Annotated in this window: 15 protein-coding genes; 5 read left to right on the top strand and 10 right to left on the bottom strand. The window is 31.2% G+C overall.

All coding sequences use genetic code 11. The annotated features are described in order from the left end of the window. Nucleotides 1–14: 14 nt before the first annotated feature. Complete coding sequence (locus tag LCI24_RS08935; protein WP_274640067.1) at nucleotides 15–2,462, bottom strand: TonB-dependent receptor domain-containing protein; 2,448 nt, start codon at nucleotides 2,460–2,462, stop codon at nucleotides 15–17. A gap of 96 nt (nucleotides 2,463–2,558) precedes the next feature. Here LCI24_RS08935 and LCI24_RS08930 point away from each other — a divergent pair, with 96 nt between their 5' ends. Next, entirely contained in the window at nucleotides 2,559–2,921 is a 363-nt protein-coding gene (locus tag LCI24_RS08930; protein ID WP_274640066.1) for a CoA-binding protein, read from the top strand. Here LCI24_RS08930 and LCI24_RS08925 read toward each other — a convergent pair. The 5 genes from LCI24_RS08925 to pyrR are packed head-to-tail and all read right to left on the bottom strand — an operon-like array spanning nucleotide 2,918 to nucleotide 6,070. Then, nucleotides 2,918–3,859 (bottom strand): ribonuclease Z, encoded by a 942-nt coding sequence (locus tag LCI24_RS08925; protein ID WP_274640065.1) that lies wholly within the window; start codon nucleotides 3,857–3,859, stop codon nucleotides 2,918–2,920. The two genes, LCI24_RS08930 and LCI24_RS08925, sit on opposite strands and share 4 nt — an antisense overlap. Continuing rightward, on the bottom strand, nucleotides 3,860–4,180 hold the full coding sequence (locus tag LCI24_RS08920) for a T9SS type A sorting domain-containing protein (RefSeq protein WP_121147502.1): 321 nt from the start codon (nucleotides 4,178–4,180) through the stop codon (nucleotides 3,860–3,862). Nucleotides 4,181–4,223: 43 nt separating this feature from the next. Then, nucleotides 4,224–4,556, bottom strand: coding sequence for a hypothetical protein (locus LCI24_RS08915; RefSeq protein ID WP_099213738.1), 333 nt, complete (start codon nucleotides 4,554–4,556; stop codon nucleotides 4,224–4,226). Nucleotides 4,557–4,558: 2 nt separating this feature from the next. Further along, the gene (locus LCI24_RS08910; protein WP_274640064.1) at nucleotides 4,559–5,491 is read right to left on the bottom strand and encodes an aspartate carbamoyltransferase catalytic subunit; all 933 of its coding nucleotides are present in this window, start codon (nucleotides 5,489–5,491) and stop codon (nucleotides 4,559–4,561) included. A 24-nt stretch (nucleotides 5,492–5,515) separates the two neighbouring features. Continuing rightward, the gene (gene pyrR, locus LCI24_RS08905) at nucleotides 5,516–6,070 is read right to left on the bottom strand and encodes a bifunctional pyr operon transcriptional regulator/uracil phosphoribosyltransferase PyrR (RefSeq protein WP_099213736.1); all 555 of its coding nucleotides are present in this window, start codon (nucleotides 6,068–6,070) and stop codon (nucleotides 5,516–5,518) included. Nucleotides 6,071–6,217: 147 nt separating this feature from the next. On the opposite strand from pyrR, the gene LCI24_RS08900 reads away from it, so the two are divergent. After that, entirely contained in the window at nucleotides 6,218–8,110 is a 1,893-nt protein-coding gene (locus tag LCI24_RS08900; protein WP_274640063.1) for a SulP family inorganic anion transporter, read from the top strand. Between the two features lie 47 nt (nucleotides 8,111–8,157). Here the strand turns inward: LCI24_RS08900 and LCI24_RS08895 are convergent, their stop codons facing one another. Then, a complete protein-coding gene (locus LCI24_RS08895) occupies nucleotides 8,158–8,904 on the bottom strand; it encodes a DUF6928 family protein (RefSeq protein WP_274640062.1) in 747 nt (248 codons plus the stop codon). A 39-nt stretch (nucleotides 8,905–8,943) separates the two neighbouring features. Further along, nucleotides 8,944–9,885 (bottom strand): hydrogen peroxide-inducible genes activator, encoded by a 942-nt coding sequence (locus tag LCI24_RS08890; protein ID WP_099213734.1) that lies wholly within the window; start codon nucleotides 9,883–9,885, stop codon nucleotides 8,944–8,946. A 116-nt stretch (nucleotides 9,886–10,001) separates the two neighbouring features. On the opposite strand from LCI24_RS08890, the gene LCI24_RS08885 reads away from it, so the two are divergent. Next, nucleotides 10,002–10,472 carry a Dps family protein gene (locus LCI24_RS08885; RefSeq protein ID WP_274640061.1) on the top strand — a complete coding sequence of 157 codons (471 nt, stop codon included), beginning with the start codon at nucleotides 10,002–10,004 and terminating at the stop codon, nucleotides 10,470–10,472. A 116-nt stretch (nucleotides 10,473–10,588) separates the two neighbouring features. Then, the gene (locus LCI24_RS08880) at nucleotides 10,589–11,977 is read left to right on the top strand and encodes a serine hydrolase domain-containing protein (RefSeq protein ID WP_274640060.1); all 1,389 of its coding nucleotides are present in this window, start codon (nucleotides 10,589–10,591) and stop codon (nucleotides 11,975–11,977) included. Between the two features lie 29 nt (nucleotides 11,978–12,006). Here the strand turns inward: LCI24_RS08880 and LCI24_RS08875 are convergent, their stop codons facing one another. Continuing rightward, nucleotides 12,007–12,786 carry a sulfite exporter TauE/SafE family protein gene (locus LCI24_RS08875; RefSeq protein WP_274640059.1) on the bottom strand — a complete coding sequence of 260 codons (780 nt, stop codon included), beginning with the start codon at nucleotides 12,784–12,786 and terminating at the stop codon, nucleotides 12,007–12,009. A gap of 46 nt (nucleotides 12,787–12,832) precedes the next feature. Then, nucleotides 12,833–13,753: an AraC family transcriptional regulator gene (locus LCI24_RS08870; RefSeq protein WP_121147499.1), complete on the bottom strand. Its 921-nt coding sequence runs from the start codon at nucleotides 13,751–13,753 to the stop codon at nucleotides 12,833–12,835. A 199-nt stretch (nucleotides 13,754–13,952) separates the two neighbouring features. Between LCI24_RS08870 and LCI24_RS08865 the strand changes: the two genes are divergently transcribed. Next, nucleotides 13,953–15,452: an aldehyde dehydrogenase family protein gene (locus tag LCI24_RS08865; protein ID WP_274640058.1), complete on the top strand. Its 1,500-nt coding sequence runs from the start codon at nucleotides 13,953–13,955 to the stop codon at nucleotides 15,450–15,452. Nucleotides 15,453–15,471 lie beyond the last annotated feature (19 nt).

The raw sequence follows: 15,471 nt of genomic DNA, 5'->3' as shown, positions 1-15,471 counted from the left end.
ATTAAAAATTAATTTTATAGGAAACCTCCGCCTCCTTGTCTTTCATTGTTATCACGTTGTTTACGAGAGCGGGCTTTGTTTTTTCCTCCACCAAACCTGTAGTTAAATCCAATATAAGCAGTTCTACTTTCCCATTTAAAACGTCCATTTTGAACAAAAGGTCTTTCAGAGTTAAATTTAAATCTCATATCGTTAAAGATATCATTTACTCTAAGGTTAATATTTCCTTTCCCTTTAAGAATACTATAGTTAGCACCGATGTTAACCATTTTCATAGGGTCTACGTTCCATTGAATGTCTTCTCTTGGACCTCTGTACATTGCAAATAATTGTAAACGTAACTTTTTAGATACTGTAAAACTATTACTTATACGTGCGTTAAAAATATCTGTTTTAACTTCGGTAGTAGGAGCATTAGGGTCACTTAAATCTGTAGTTCCAAATTGTTTTTGAGAATAGTAGTCCATACTAGCGTTAGCTCTCCACCATTTAGCTATTTTATAGTTTACAGAGAATTCTACACCATAAGCATCTGTGTCATCGAAATTAGCAAAAGTTAATATTTGTTTAGTGTTGGTTTCATCTAAAGAATCCATGTAAGTAGCTCTATTGATTACATCAGTAATATTTCTGTAAAAACTACCTAATGTTATAGATCCTCCTTTTACTTTTCTAGTATAGTTGAATTCAACAGAGTTTGTAAATTGAGGAACAAGCTCGGGGTTACCAACTGATGTGATTAAAGGAGTACTCCACTCTCTAATAGGGTTAACTTGTTGTATACTTGGTCTGTCTACTCTTTTGCTATAGCTTAATTGAAATTGATCTGCTTCATTAGGATTATAAGTGAAAAAAGCTGAAGGATATACACTGAAAATGTCATCAGTAACTTTATCGTTTTTCACATCACCATTTACGTCTAGTCCTGTAAAGTTACCTTCAATTTCATATTGCTCAAGACGAGCTCCTAATTGCATAGATAGTTTACCAAACTGATGGCCATAGTTTACATAAGCTGAATAGATATCTCTGTCATAGCTAAAATATGAGTCTCCTACATCTCTAAATGTTTTATTACCATTAATATCTTCTAATACAATTTGTTGGTTTGTAAGATTAATGTTGTCTGTACTGTTTACTCGATACTCTAAACCTAATTCAAGTTTGCCGTTTTTAGAGATAGGATTTGTATAATCTAAATTTAATAATGTACTTTTTCTATCATTATTAATATCATTGAAGTAATCAGGCTGAGTACCTTCTAAGAAATAGTTATTTAAATAGTTTGGCGCATCGTTTATAGAATAGTTAGCTTCAAACTCAATAGAGTGACCTTCTTTAGCAAAATCGTGTTTATAATTTACATTGTAAGCTTGATTATGACTTTCATTGTTTTGGGTGTTAGGAGAGTACTCTATTAAATCACCATTATTATCTGTAATTATAGCGCGTCCTTTAGCAAAAACATTAAACCAGTTTTGGGTTGTATAAAGCGAAAGGGTGTTTTTATCATCTAAATAGATGTCTGCTCCAATTTTAAATAAGTGTGACTCATCATCATTCTGAAAAACAAAGTCTTGATAGTTTTCACCAGGTCTATTAATGTATCCATAATTATAATTATCACCTCCTCTAAATCCATAGTTACCAAAAAAGTTTACTTTACCTGTTTTATAGTTCATGTTTGTAGAAGCATTGTAACGAACATAATGACCAGCTTCAATTCCAGTATTTATAGAGCCATTGAATCCCATGTTGGCATTTTTATTAAGAATGATATTAATAATACCACTCATTCCTTCAGGGTTGTATTTAGCAGAAGGATTCGTAATTAACTCAACACTTTTAATAGATGAAGAAGGGATTTGTTTTAATAATTCAGAAGCAGGAATGTTTGTAGGTTTTCCGTCAACTAATACACGTACGTTCTCATTACCACGTAAGCTAATGTTTCCAGATTGGCTATCAACACTTACAGATTGTACATTATTTAATAACTCAGAAGCAGTAGCACCTGCTGAGGTTAAATCTTTACCAACGTTAATTACTTTTCTGTCTACTTTTTGAGTAACTGAAGAGGTTTCTGCACGAATTTCTACTTCATCTAAAGTAGTACTGTCTTCTTTAAGAGGAATAGTACCTAAATTAACTTTACTTGATTTACGGCTTACAGAAACTGGCTTTGAAAAAGTTTTATATCCTATAAACTGAACCTCAACAATACTATTTCCTTCAGGTATATTTTTTATGGAAAATAATCCGTTATCATCAGTAATTCCACCAGTAATAATTTTTTTGGCAGCATCTTTGATTATTATATTAACATAGGGAAGAGGTTGTTTGGTCGTTTGATCGACTACTTTACCAGTAATAACTCCTGGTTTAGGTAGGCTACTTTTAGGCATTTGTGCATAAATACTTGTAGTAAATACAGCTAAAAGTATTAGTAATATGTTTTTCATTTTTGTTGTTTTTGAATTGTTTTGGTGCTTAATAGACTCTTAATTGTCTAACTTTGTTACTCAGTTTAAGAGAGTTTAACGTATTATTAACAGAAAATGAAAAAACGTACTTTGGTACTAGGAGCCTCTTTAAAGCCTTCTAGATACTCTAATATTGCTATTAAAAAGTTAAGAGACAATGATATAGAAACTGTAGCAATTGGGTTACAAAAAGGAAATGTTGGAGATGTAGTCATTGAAACAGAAAATATTTTTTTTAAAAATATTGATACTGTAACATTATACTTAAATCCAGAGCGTCAGAAATTGTATTATGAGTATATAATTAATCTACAACCTCGCAGAGTAATTTTTAATCCAGGAACTGAAAATATTGAGTTTATAGAGTTGTTAAAAGAAAATGGGATTGAGAGCGAAATAGCCTGTACTTTAGTACTCCTATCAACAAAGCAGTATTAATTTAGAACTTCAACAGGAAAAGAATTAGTGCTATATCTTTTTCCTGCCTCTGCTAATTCAGTGTTTTTGAAAACTGTTTGAGCTTCAGTTTTAAAATCATTAATGTTTTTATATCTGCTAGAATAATGTCCAATAATTAACTTATTTACATTTGCTTGGTTGGCAATAGAAGCAGCTTGTTCTGCAGTAGAGTGTTTTGTTTTATCGCACAAATCTTCTCTATCTTTTAAAAATGTAGCTTCATGATATAATAAGTCTACCTCTTTAATTATAGGAATAATATCTGGCTTATAGGCAGTATCACTACAAAAGGCAAAACTTAAAGGCTTAGGCGGATCAATAGTTAATTCTTTATTAGGAATCACTTCTCCTGTAGAGAGTATAAAGTCTTTACCAGCTTTAATATTATGAAAATCACAAGTCTCTATTTCATTGTATTGCTGAATATTTTCAATATGTAATTTTCTAAGTTTTGGTTTTTCGGTAAATAAAAAACCATTAGTATACACTCTATGATTTAAAGGGATAGTTCTAACAGAAACCTTATCATCTTCAAAAATAAGTTCACTTTCTTTAGATTCTAATTCGTGAAAAATAATAGGATATTTAGTCCATGATTTAGAAACCTTTAACTGAAGTGTAGTAACTTCTTTAATGCCTTTTGGTCCGTAAATATGCAGTTCTTTCTCTCTGTTTAGAATGCCAAAAGTGGCAATAAGTCCAACCAAACCAAAAAAGTGATCACCATGTAAATGAGAAATGAAAATATGGTTGATTTTTGAAAAACCAACTTTATACTTTCTCATTTGACGTTGTGTGCCCTCACCGCAATCAATTAAAAAATGACGATTGTTAATTTCTAAGTATTGAGAGGTTGGGTAGGCATTAGCTCTTGGTGTAGCAGAATGACAACCTAAAACAGTTAAGTGTAAACTCATTTATTTAATTACAAAGCGTTTTGAAATTATCTCTTTATTACTTTGTATTGCATAAATGTACATTCCAGACTTTAAGTCGTTGCGTTGAAATGGAAAAGAGTTACGTCCCTTAACCACTTTAAGCTCTTTATTATAAACAGTTTTACCTAATACATTTCTAACAGTTAAGATAACTGTTTGATCGTGTTTTGCATTAAAATAAATAGTAGTATTATTCGTAAAAGGGTTAGGGGATGCTACTAACTTCTCAATTGATTTTTCTTGAGAAAAACCAACGGAAATAGCTAAGAAAAAAGTTATAAATAGTATTTTTTTTACCATAAATTATCATTTAGGGGATGGATAATTATTTAAAAATATAAGGTTAAAAACCTAAATCACGTTGAATGTTTTCCATTTCTATAACATCTTCTGCCTCTACTAATGTAGGAACAATGTTAAAGGTATCAGGAAAATCATCAATAGTAACATCTTTAGACACAACTACAAAAGATGTGCCATTGTTCTGATGTTGTTCCGCGTATCTCAAAAATAGCAAAATATTTTTGTTAGGGGCATTAAATTCTTCTGAAATTACAATAATCAGGTTTTTTCCTGTAAGGTTTACATATTCATTATCAAAGTTTTCTAAGAAACTAGAAAATGTTTTCTCATCAGAAGTAATTAAAGTGTAATCAGTTTTATCTACTATGTTCATGACTATCTTTTTATTTGTTGTGCTAACAAATAAATAACTGCCATACGAACAGCAACTCCATTTTCTACTTGATTTAGAATAATTGATTGATCACTGTCGGCAACATTACTTGTTAGTTCTACACCTCTATTAATAGGTCCAGGGTGCATAATGACAATTTTTTTACCAAGATTGTCTAATATTTCTTTGTTAATACCAAAAAGTTGTGTGTATTCTCTAGTTGATGGAAAATATTTAATATCCATACGTTCATGTTGTACACGTAATACATTAGCAACATCACACCACTCTAAAGCTTTTTTAAGGTTTGTTTCTACTTCAACACCTAAACTAGAAATGTATCTAGGAATTAAAGTACTTGGTCCACAAACTTTTACCTTAGCGCCTTGTAGTTGTAAAGCGAATATGTTTGATAAAGCTACACGCGAATGTAAGACATCACCAACAATTACAATTTTCTTTCCTTTTAAGTCGCTGTTTAAAGCTTCTCTCATAGAAAAACTATCTAATAATGCTTGTGTAGGATGTTCGTGTGTACCATCACCAGCATTAATAATTTTAGCATCCACATGGTTCGATAAGAAAATTCCTGCTCCTACATTTGAATGACGCATTACAACAATATCAACTTTCATTGATAAAATGTTGTTTACAGTATCAATTAAAGTTTCTCCTTTTTTTACTGAAGATTGTCCTGCAGAAAAATTAATAACATCTGCAGATAAACGCTTTTCAGCTAATTCAAAAGAAAGTTTTGTACGTGTGCTATTTTCAAAAAATAAATTAGCAATTGTAATATCACGTAATGAAGGAACCTTTTTTATAGGTCGGTTAATGACTTCTTTAAAATGAGCAGCAGTTTCAAAAATAAGCTCAAGGTCATTTTTGTTAAGGTATTTGATTCCTAATAAATGTTCAACACTTAACTGCTTCATTTTAGTTTGTTTTTTTAATCATAACTAATCAAGCTTTGAGGGCTTGGGTTCAAGGTAAATTGTATCTTCTTTATGAGTTTCTTGCCAGTTAACAACTACTTTTTCTTCATTGATGGCATCTACTTGTCTTCCTCTGTAATTAGGTTGAATTGGTAAATGACGGCTAAAACGACGATCAATTAATACTAATAACTCAATATTATCAGGTCTTCCGTAGGATTGTAGTGCTGTTAAAGCACTTCTAACGCTTCTTCCTGAAAATAATACATCATCAATAATAACCACCTGTTTTCCTTCAATTAAAAAGTCAATTTGTGTGGAAGTGGCTTCTAATGGTTCTTCTCTTCTGCGAAAATCATCACGATAAAAAGTAATATCTAACAAACCTAATTTTAAGTCTTTAATATGATATTCCTCTCTTAATAACTTAGCCAATCGATTTGCTAAATAAGAACCTCTAGGTTGTAATCCTATTAAAACGGTGTTAGAAAAATCGTTGTGATTCTCGATTAACTGGCACGCTAATCGATGCAGAATGATTTCAATTTCTTTCGAAGTAAGTAGTGTTTTTCTGCTCATTTGTTGCTACCAAATTGGTTTGATAGTTCAACGTTCAAAATTAAGGCAAAAATTTACGCTGACAAAATTAAACTTAATGAAACGTAAAACTAGGTCTATAAAATTATCTTTACATTTGCGCACTTTTACAAAAGACTCTTAGAAATTATGATGAAATACATTAAAAGTAAGAAGATTAACATAAAAGACGATTCTTTAGCAGGTATTACAGTATCGTTAGCGATGATACCAGAAGTGGTAGCTTTTGCTTTTGTGGCTCAAATTAGTCCTATTGTAGCACTGTTTGGAGCTTTCGTTGTGGGAATTGTTTCAGCAATTTTTGGAGGAAGACCAGGTTTAATTTCAGGAGCAGCAGGAGCTGTGGCTGTAATTTTTGTAAACATGATACAAGAAGGGCACGCAAAAGGATTGTTGTTTGATACACCTGTAGAAAATATGGGGTACTTCTATTTACTAGCAGCTGTAGTTTTAATGGGGTTAATTCAAGTATTAGCAGGAGTATTTAAACTTGGAAAATTAGTTAGACTAATTCCACATCCAGTAATGATGGGATTTGTAAACGGTTTAGCTGTAGTTATTTTTATTGCACAACTAGGAATGTTTAAAGAAAATAAGAAAGATATTTTCGGGCAAAACATGCGTAAAACCGAATCGAAAGAACTAGTTTATAAAATAGCAGATAATGAAGTACAAGACCTAGTATCAAATGCAGCATTATTTTCAATCAAAGGAAATTCAGTAATTAACAATCAAACAAATCAAGAAGTTTTTGTAAAATCAGATACACAAGTTTTTGATGCTAAAACAAAAAAGGTTGTTTTTAATATAGAAAATGACGGATTCTATTCAGTAAAAGATAGTGGAGTGGTAAAGTCTACTTTACAAGGAACAAAACTATATACTATGATTGGGTTAGTATTGTTAACAATGCTAATTATATGGTTGCTTCCTAAATTAACAACAAAAGTACCAGCAGCGTTAACAGCTATTTTAATTGTTACGTTTGTGTCTATTTTTGGAGGATTAGAGTCTATCAATGTTGGAGATTTTATTAGAGATGGTGGAGGAGCAGGTTTAAATGGTTTTGATGAAATTTCTAAAAAAATGAATTTAGCAGAACTTTGGAGTAATTTACCATTTAACTTAGATACTTTAAAGTTTATAGCACCGTATGCCTTTTTAGCTGCTTCAGTTGGATTGATTGAAACGTTGATGACGATGAATTTAGTAGATGAGTTAACAGATTCAAGAGGTGATGGTAATAAAGAATGTGTAGCACAAGGAGCTGGAAATATGTTAAGTGGTTTGTTTGGAGGAACTGGTGGTTGTGGTATGATTGGTCAAACAGTAATTAACATTAACGCAGGTGGTAGAGGTCGTTTATCAGGAGTTATGATGGCGGTTACTTTATTAATTTTTATCCTTTTTGCAGATAAATATATAGAACAAGTACCTATTGCAGCTTTAGTAGGAGTAATGTTTATGATGGTAATTGACACATTTGCATGGTCGAGCTTTAGAATTATGAACAAGATACCAAAATCAGATGCGATTGTGTTAATTATAGTATCTGCGGTAACCGTGATTTTTGATTTAGCAATTGCTGTATTTGTTGGAGTAATTATTTCAGCATTAGTTTTTGCTTGGGAAAATGCTAAAAAAATTAGAGCGAGAAAACGTTTTAAACAAGATGGAACTAAGGTTTACGAAATTTGGGGTCCTTTATTCTTCGGAAGTATTACTGCTTTTAACGAAAAGTTTGATATTAAGAATGACCCAGATAATGTGGAGATTGATTTTGTAGAATCACGTATTTCTGATCACTCAGCTATTGAAGCTATTTTTATATTAGTAGAAAAATATCAAAAGGCAGGGAAAAAGGTAACCTTAAAACATTTAAGTGAAGATTGTAAAGTATTGCTTTATAAAGCAAGCCCGATTTTTGCAGATGTTATTGAAGAGGCGGTAGATGATCCTCGTTATCATTTAGCAGCAAATCCAGAAGATTTTCCAAAGCCATTATCAGAATATAGTTTTTAAATCGCTTAACGATAAAAAATAAAAAATCCCGCTATTAGCGGGATTTTTTATGTGTTTTTTAGAATTAGGCGTATAATGATTATTGCAACTATAAATAATAGATACTTTAGAAATTTTGTACTTAGTTGAGTGTTTTTATTTAAGTTATCAAGAGGAGAAGAAACTTTTCTTATGTTAGTAGGTGTTTTTGAAAAACTATATCCTTCGAAGTTAGTATCAAATAATAACTCATCATCTGAATCCAATTGCTTTCCAAAATACCTTGTACATAACTCAAATACAAAATTTTCACCTACTTGGTCTTCAGTAAATTCTCCTTCAGTAAAATCATCGAAATTATAAAGTCTATTCCCATTTTCATCTATTTTTGACTTAGATAATAGTTTTTCTTCCTCTTTAAGAGGTTCACCGAAATCAATAAAGGTACCTAGTTCTGATGTTCCTCCTTTAACTCTTAATTTTTGATTATTTTTAGTAACAGAATACCCCCAAAAATTAACAGTGCTTTGAAGAGCAATAGAACATATTTCAGTATCAGGGAAAAAATCAGATAATGTATTTTCCTCATTGGAAGTGTTTTCTTCAAATGATTTTATGGGCAACTCTTGTTCACATATTATCCAATTACCTTTGTATTTTGTAATATAAACGGTATTATCTGGAGGTAACATAACCTCTTCAAACGTTTTAGGAACTATTTTTTTTAGATTATGAAAACCGATACTATTTAAGAGTTTTTCTTTCTCTACTTCTTTGTTAGAGTTAATAATTACGCATGATGTTTTCCATCCCATAGCTAGGTCAGTTATTTTAAAATGTTAGCTTAATGAAGTTTATTTTTTCTGAAGTGGACTTATAATTTCTACATCACTAAAAGCAATAGCACCTCTAATAACACTATCAATTGTAGTTTTTAAAGCTTCTATCAATTGCATTTTCAATTGAGATTTATGATAAATTAAGCTAACCTCACGTGCAGGAGAAGGTGTTTCAAATTCTCTTAAATGAGTTTTGTCTCGCTCATTTAAGTCCAAAGTATTTAAGTAAGGAAGTAATGTCATTCCTAAACCGTCTTTAGATAACTTTATCAGTGTGTCAAAACTTCCACTTTCTAATTGAAAGTGATGTGTTGAACTTCTTTTATTTGTTCTGCAAAGATTAATTACACTGTCTTTAAAACAATGTCCGTCTTCTAACAATAAAATGTCATCAACCTCTAAATCATCAACTTTTAATTTCTTTTGTTTAAACAAACGATGTTCGCTAGGAACCAAACCAACAAAAGGTTCATAATATAGAACGCGCTCTTTTATAGCTTCATTTTCTAATGGAGTTGCAGCAATAGCAGCGTCGATATAACCATCCATTAATTTTCTAACAATTTCCTCTGTAGTTAACTCTTCAATAACTAATTGAACTTTTGGATAGTTCTTACTAAAAGTTTTTAAAAACATAGGAAGCAACGTAGGCATAATTGTAGGGATAATACCTAGTCTGAACTCACCACCAACATAACCTTTTTGTTGGTGTACAATATCTATAATACGATTACTTTCATCAACAATAACTTTGGCTTGCTCTACAATACGCTTACCAACTTCAGTTAACTCAATGGGTTTTTTAGAGCGGTTAAAAATCTTAGCATCTAATTCTTCTTCTAATTTCTGAATTTGCATACTCAACGTTGGTTGTGTAACAAAGCAATGTTCTGCCGCTATGGTGAAGTTTTTATATTCAGCAACAGCTAGTGTATATTTTAATTGTGTTATAGTCATTTCAATAATAATTTTCGATAAAGATATTAAAACAATCGATTACCTTTATAGTAAAACTGTTAAAACTTACCCTAAATTTGTAGTAGAAAAAGTAAAAAACTTAAAATCAAAACAATATGTCAACCACAATTTTAGGATTAGATAAACAAAAAACCGAAAACTTAGTAAATGAGTTAAATACATTACTAGCAAATTTTCAAGTGTATTACCAAAATGTAAGAGGGTTACACTGGAATATTAAAGGGAAAAACTTCTTTGAGTTGCATATGAAGTTTGAAGAATTTTATACAGATGCACAAGAAAAAGTAGACTTAATTGCAGAACGTATTTTAACATTACAAGGAACGCCATTACATACTTTTGAAGATTACACTAGTGTATCAAGAGTACCAGTAGGAAAAAATATATCAAATGATGTTGAAGCGGTAAAGTTAATTATTGACTCACTATCAGAATTATTAAAAATAGAACGTACAATTCTTGATTTGTCTGATAAAGCTGAAGATGAGGGTACAAACTCAATGATGAGTGACTTTATAGCAGAACAAGAAAAAACATTGTGGATGATGAATGCTTGGTTAGGCTAAGAAATAGTTATCTATGTTTTGGGGATGAAAGAGCAACGTATTTACGTTGCTTTTTTTGTTTTTAGTAAAAAATGATGTAACCTATTTTCTCTTATGTCGTCCTAAGTGTAATAATCATGAAAACAAATCAAATGAAAAACCGAATTCAACTAAAACAAATATTACTCTTCTCTTTTTGCTTTTTATTAACAAATTTAGTGTCTGCTCAAAATTTGACATCAAAGGTTGATGAAATTTTACAAACGCAATTCAAAAATAATGAAACCGGAGCAGTAGCTTTGGTTGCTAAAAAAGGAAATGTTATTTATAGAAAAGCTTTTGGAAAAGCTAATTTAGAGCTTGATGTGGATATGGTAGCAGAAAATGTTTTTGAAGTAGGTTCAATAACAAAACAATTTACATCAGTTTCAATATTAATGTTGTTAGAAGAAGGTAAGCTAAGTTTAGAAGATGATATAACTAAGTTTATACCTGATTATCCAACGAATGGAAAACAAATTACTGTTCATCACTTATTAACACATACATCGGGAATTAAAAGTTATACATCAATGCAAAAGTTTGGAGAGGTGACAACTAAAGATGTAGAACCTTTAAAATTTATTGATTTCTTTAAGAATGAGCCAATGGATTTTGAACCCGGAGAAAAGTATAAATACAATAATTCTGGATATTTTATTTTAGGATATATTGTTGAAAAAGTAAGTGGAATGAGTTATCCGAAATTTGTTGAAGAACAAATTTTTAAGAAGCTAAATATGAATTCTTCTTATTACGGAAGCCATACAAAATTAATTAAAAACAGAGCAGCAGGTTATCGAAAGAGAAATGGAGAATATTCAAATGCTCAATATATAAGTATGACATTACCTTATGCAGCAGGTTCAATCATGTCTAATGTAGATGATATGTTAAAGTGGCAAACAGCCATTCGTAATAATACATTAGTAAAAAAAGAAACAATTGATAAAGCGTTTACCAATTACACACTGAATAATGGTAAGAAAATAAACTATGGATATGGTTGGAGTCTAAACGAAATAAATGGAGTGCCAACTTTGGAACACGGTGGCTCAATTCCTGGATATAAATCTATGGGAGTATATGTACCTAGTGAAGATGTGTATGTAATTGTATTTTCTAATTGTGGTTGTAAATCACCAACAGCTTTGACTATAAAAATAGCAGCTTTGGCTATTAATAAACCTTTTTCTTCAGGTAATAATGCCGTTTCTTTATCAAAAGAAGAGTCGCAAAAGTGGGTAGGTGCTTATAAGTTTGAAGATGGAGGAATTCGTATTATCACGATGGAAAATGGTCAATTATATAGTCAGAGAGAAGGAAGTTCAAGTAAATTTAAGATTTATCCAACTTCATCTAATGAATTTTCTTTTGAAGATGGATTTTACACGTATAAGTTTTTAGAAAAAAAAGGAAAGAAAATAGCAATCTTTCAAAACAGAATAAAAAAAGAAAAAGGTATGTTTACAGCTAACCAAGGCTAAAGGCAATAAAAAGGGGCAAAAAAGCGAAATTAGAATAAATACTTAATTAAAATACGAACACTTACAAAGGCAATCAAAATAGCGGTTGCCTTTTTTAGTTGTGTAGGAGTAAAGAATTGATTACTCATTCTACTACCAATTTGCCCACCAATAAAAACGGTAATTAATAAACTAGAAGTTAGTGTCCAATTAATAGAAAACTCAGGATTTGTATACTGACCTATCAACCCAGATATAGAGTTTACCAAAATAAAAAAGCTTGCTGTAGCTGCTATTTTCTTTGGAGTGTCCCAATTGGTTAAATGAAGCAATGGAGCTAAGAAGATACCACCACCAATACCAACCATCCCAGAAATAAAGCCAATGATTCCGCCATAACCAGCATTTTTTGACAAGTTTAAATCTTTAGTCTTACTGTTATTGGTAACTACTTTGTTAGAAATCCACATGGTAATAGCAGCAAAGAGTAGTGTGAAACCTAAGAGAATAAAGAAAAAAGTTTGACTTATTCTTAAATAGCCACCTAAAAAAGCCATAGGAATGCTAAATAAAGTAAGCGGAATAACCTTTTTCCAGTTATATTGTTTTTGTTGCATATACAGTAAAACATTACCCGTAACAACCATTACATTACATAGTATAGCTGTAGCTCTAATTTGTGTAAAAAGTAACCCAGTAAGTGCTAAGACAGCTAAGTAACTAGAACCTCCACCAAATCCGACAGAGGAGTATAGAACAGCTACGATAAAGAAAAGTAAAATTATGTACCAATTAGTACTTAAAACATCTAAAAAAAGAGATATCATCATATTAAACAAATGTAACTATAAAAGTTTTTTGAAAAAAGCTGATGATTTACTCTTTTAGAAAAGACTTTTTAAACTGCTGAGGAGTAATCATTTCCATTTTTTTAAATTGTCTGTTGAAATAGCTAATATTGTTAAAACCAGATTTGTAGGCTATTTCAGAGATTCGTAGGTTTTTAGATTGTTTTATAAGTTTCTTAGAAAATTTAATCTTTTCAGAGTTTATATAGTCAATAGGAGAAATTCCTAAGGTGTTTTTAAACTTTTTATGAAAATGAGATGTACTCATACAAGCTTTCTTAGCTAATAATTCAACAGTAATATCTTTATTAGTAAGATTGTTTTTTATAAACTTAATAACCATTCCTATACGTGTATCTGTAAGCGTGCCAGAAGGATCATTTAAGATAAAAGCTTTAGCCTTAGTTTGTAATAATCTCACAATAAGTTCTTGAATCATTAAATCAAGAAGAATGTCTTTAGACTTATTTTGGTCAGTAAAAGTGTGTACCAAACGTCCTACTAAATGATTAATATCTGTATTGTGTACTAGGTGAGAAGAAGTTTCATTTAGCTTCCAATTATTGTTTTCACGTTCAATAGCTACGTTATGATTAAACTTTTCTACTATCTCATCAATCTTATTAGAATCAATGCCTAAAGCCAAACACTGAGTAGGATTATTCTTTTCAGCTAAAGGAAAATCGATAATCATTTCTTTGTTAGTCGGCATTACTACAGATTCACCAGGAAAGAAATCAAAAGGTTCCATACCTTCTAAATGCATTACTTTTTTTCCGGTAAGCATACTTGCAATAACAGGAAAATCAAAAGTTAAAGATATCTGCTCTGCACTTTTATGAGTCTCAAAAATATTCAACTCAGCATATTCAGCATTATACGTAGTTCTGTTCTCAATTAAAGTAGTGAGTTTTCTACTTTCTTTATGTCGACTTAATAAATGGTTCATAATCAATAGTACAAAATTCTATCTATGTATTTTTTAAGATAATAGATATGTGTTACAATTTAATAAATACGTTCAATATATTGACTATATGATATTTTAATTTTACAAAAATTACGAAATATTCATTTTTAACACATGTTGATTAAGGAAGTGATATTTCGATAGTTGATTTAAGTAAAAAACAAAAATACAAAGTTTTATGAGTTACACGAAACCAAAATTTAAAGACACTTATGCAAATTTTATCAATGGAAAGTTTGTGTCTCCATTAGGAGGAGAATATTTTGAAAATACATCTCCAATTGATAATAGCATTATAGCAAAATATCCAAGATCACAAAAAGAAGATGTTGAATTAGCATTAGACGCAGCAAATGCAGCCAAAGAAAGCTGGGGAAACACTTCAGCAGCAGAACGAGCATCTTTATTAAATAAAGTAGCAGATATTATTGAGGCAAATTTAGAAGAGTTTGCATTAGTAGAAACGTGTGATAATGGAAAACCAATACGAGAAACATTAAATGCAGATGTTCCTCTAGCGGCAGATCATTGGCGTTATTTTGCTGCAGCAATTAGAGCAGAAGAGGGTAGTGCTACCGAGCTTGACCAAAATACCTTATCAATGAACATTAAAGAGCCTTTAGGGGTTGTTGGACAAATTATTCCTTGGAATTTTCCTCTTTTAATGTTGTCATGGAAGTTACCTCCAGCACTAGCGACAGGTAACTGTGTAATATTAAAACCAGCTGAACAAACTCCATCATCAGCAACACTTTTAATGGAAAAAATAGCAGGTGTTTTTCCTCCAGGAGTTATTAATGTGATACATGGTTTTGGACCAGAAGCTGGTAAACCATTAGCATCAAGCCCTAGAATAGATAAAGTAGCATTTACAGGAGAAACTACTACAGGACAGTTAATTATGCAATATGCCTCTAAAAACTTAAATCCAGTAACGATGGAGTTAGGAGGTAAGTCTCCAAATATCTTCTTTAATAGCGTAATGGATGAAGACGATGCATTTTTAGACAAAGCAGTTGAAGGTGCAGTGTTGTTTGCTTTTAATCAAGGAGAAGTATGTACCTGCCCTTCGCGTATCTTAGTACAAGAGGATATTTATGATAAGTTTATGGAGCGAGTAGTAGCAAGAACAAAAGCTATTGTTCAAGATAGTCCATACGATGTAAATACGATGGTAGGTGCGCAAGCATCAAACGATCAATATGAAAAAATACAAGCCTATATTAATATAGGAAAAGAAGAAGGAGCGAAAGTGTTATGTGGGGGAGAAGCTAATAAATTAGAAGGAGAGTTAGCGAATGGATTCTATATTAAACCAACTATTCTAGAAGGACATAACAAAATGCGTGTATTCCAAGAAGAAATTTTTGGTCCAGTAGTATGTGTAACAAAATTCAAAGATGAAGCTGAAGCATTAGAAATAGCAAATGATACGATGTATGGATTAGGAGCAGGAGTTTGGACGCGTGATGCACATCAGTTATATCAAATTCCAAGAGCTATTAAAGCAGGTAGAGTTTGGGTGAACTGTTACCACTCATACCCAGCACATGCGCCATTTGGAGGATATAAAAAATCAGGATTTGGTAGAGAAACCCACTTAATGATGATGGACCACTATCGTCAAACTAAGAACATGTTGATATCGTATGATAAAAACAAGTTAGGGTTCTTTTAGTTGTTTGTAAATACTGGGC

Origin of the sequence: Tenacibaculum larymnensis (assembly GCF_028829235.1) — a bacterium.
Classification (GTDB): domain Bacteria; phylum Bacteroidota; class Bacteroidia; order Flavobacteriales; family Flavobacteriaceae; genus Polaribacter; species Polaribacter larymnensis.
The sequence above is the reverse complement of the archived record's forward strand: the minus strand, read 5'-3'. Positions and strand labels throughout refer to the sequence as shown.

Bases quoted from the DNA above. Each gene is read 5' to 3' on its own strand.
- LCI24_RS08935 (WP_274640067.1), bottom strand. From the start codon at position 2,462: ATGAAAAACATATTACTAATACTTTTAGCTGTATTTACTACAAGTATT.
- LCI24_RS08930 (WP_274640066.1), top strand. From the start codon at position 2,559: ATGAAAAAACGTACTTTGGTACTAGGAGCCTCTTTAAAGCCTTCTAGA.
- LCI24_RS08925 (WP_274640065.1), bottom strand. From the start codon at position 3,859: ATGAGTTTACACTTAACTGTTTTAGGTTGTCATTCTGCTACACCAAGA.
- LCI24_RS08920 (WP_121147502.1), bottom strand. From the start codon at position 4,180: ATGGTAAAAAAAATACTATTTATAACTTTTTTCTTAGCTATTTCCGTT.
- LCI24_RS08915 (WP_099213738.1), bottom strand. From the start codon at position 4,556: ATGAACATAGTAGATAAAACTGATTACACTTTAATTACTTCTGATGAG.
- LCI24_RS08910 (WP_274640064.1), bottom strand. From the start codon at position 5,491: ATGAAGCAGTTAAGTGTTGAACATTTATTAGGAATCAAATACCTTAAC.
- pyrR (WP_099213736.1), bottom strand. From the start codon at position 6,070: ATGAGCAGAAAAACACTACTTACTTCGAAAGAAATTGAAATCATTCTG.
- LCI24_RS08900 (WP_274640063.1), top strand. From the start codon at position 6,218: ATGATGAAATACATTAAAAGTAAGAAGATTAACATAAAAGACGATTCT.
- LCI24_RS08895 (WP_274640062.1), bottom strand. From the start codon at position 8,904: ATGGGATGGAAAACATCATGCGTAATTATTAACTCTAACAAAGAAGTA.
- LCI24_RS08890 (WP_099213734.1), bottom strand. From the start codon at position 9,885: ATGACTATAACACAATTAAAATATACACTAGCTGTTGCTGAATATAAA.
- LCI24_RS08885 (WP_274640061.1), top strand. From the start codon at position 10,002: ATGTCAACCACAATTTTAGGATTAGATAAACAAAAAACCGAAAACTTA.
- LCI24_RS08880 (WP_274640060.1), top strand. From the start codon at position 10,589: ATGAAAACAAATCAAATGAAAAACCGAATTCAACTAAAACAAATATTA.
- LCI24_RS08875 (WP_274640059.1), bottom strand. From the start codon at position 12,786: ATGATGATATCTCTTTTTTTAGATGTTTTAAGTACTAATTGGTACATA.
- LCI24_RS08870 (WP_121147499.1), bottom strand. From the start codon at position 13,753: ATGAACCATTTATTAAGTCGACATAAAGAAAGTAGAAAACTCACTACT.
- LCI24_RS08865 (WP_274640058.1), top strand. From the start codon at position 13,953: ATGAGTTACACGAAACCAAAATTTAAAGACACTTATGCAAATTTTATC.